The organism is Mesorhizobium sp. M7A.F.Ca.MR.362.00.0.0 (assembly GCF_004023175.1).
In the GTDB taxonomy this organism is placed as follows: Bacteria; Pseudomonadota; Alphaproteobacteria; order Rhizobiales; family Rhizobiaceae; genus Mesorhizobium.
Genome location: NZ_RZTF01000688.1, coordinates 1 through 852, shown reverse-complemented (window position 1 = coordinate 852; position 852 = coordinate 1). Strand labels below are relative to the sequence as shown.

The 852-nt window shown below is 59.7% G+C and carries 1 protein-coding gene; it reads right to left on the bottom strand.

Annotated features, from left to right (window positions below):
- Positions 1–452: 452 nt before the first annotated feature.
- A partial coding sequence (locus EOC06_RS36830; RefSeq protein WP_164898985.1) for a DMT family transporter occupies positions 453–852 on the bottom strand: 400 nt, incomplete at its 5' end.

Below are 852 nucleotides of genomic sequence, written 5' to 3'. Positions count from 1 at the left end.
CCGGGAAAAACCCGGCCTTTTGAATTGGTTGGACTATTTGGGTGCTGGTCTTCCCCGCTTTGGCGGTCAGGGAAGGAAGCCCATAATAAGGGCTCCGATAAAGGCGAACGCAGCACAGATCATCAATGCGTTGATAGGCCTCGTAAGTCCCATGACATAGCCTCCTCTTAAAGAGCTATGTCACGGAGTCTAGGTTCATTTGTGCCACAGGCAAGCGGAAAATGTGCTGCATTGCGACGTGATTGTGAAATCCGCGACATGTCTTTTGCCGTTAGGCTTTGAAACTCCTAAGCAAAAACCGGCTTCAGGCCTGTGAATAAAATGTGGCCGACTCGTGTCGCTGCCGTGTCATGGCAGCGCTACCGCTGCGGAAGCCGAATTCAACTTTCGCGATGCGGGGGGCAATTGGGTGGTTAGAGCATCCTTTGCGCGTCCAGTGGACGCGCGGCGCTCTAACGTCGGCCGAACAACCGCCCGTCAATGGTGACGAGGCCGAGCGCGATCAGCACCACGCCGCCGATTTCGAACAGTTCCAGCCGCTCGCCAAGGAACAGGAAGCCGAGCAGCATCGCGCTGGCCGGCACGACAAGCGTGACCAGCGAGGCGTTGGTCGCGCCGGCCGAGGCGACGAGGTTGAAATAGAGGATGTAGGCGAAGGCGGTCGACAGCAGCGCCAGTGCCAGCACCGCCGCCCAGACCGGCGGCGAGGCCGAGAACAGGCCGGATGGACCGTGGGTGAAGAGCACGATCGGGATCATGATGATGGTCGATGCCGTCAACTGTCCGGTGGCGATGATCGGCGAGGGCACGCCCCTGAAGCGGCGGGCAACCATCAGCGCGACGGCATAGGAC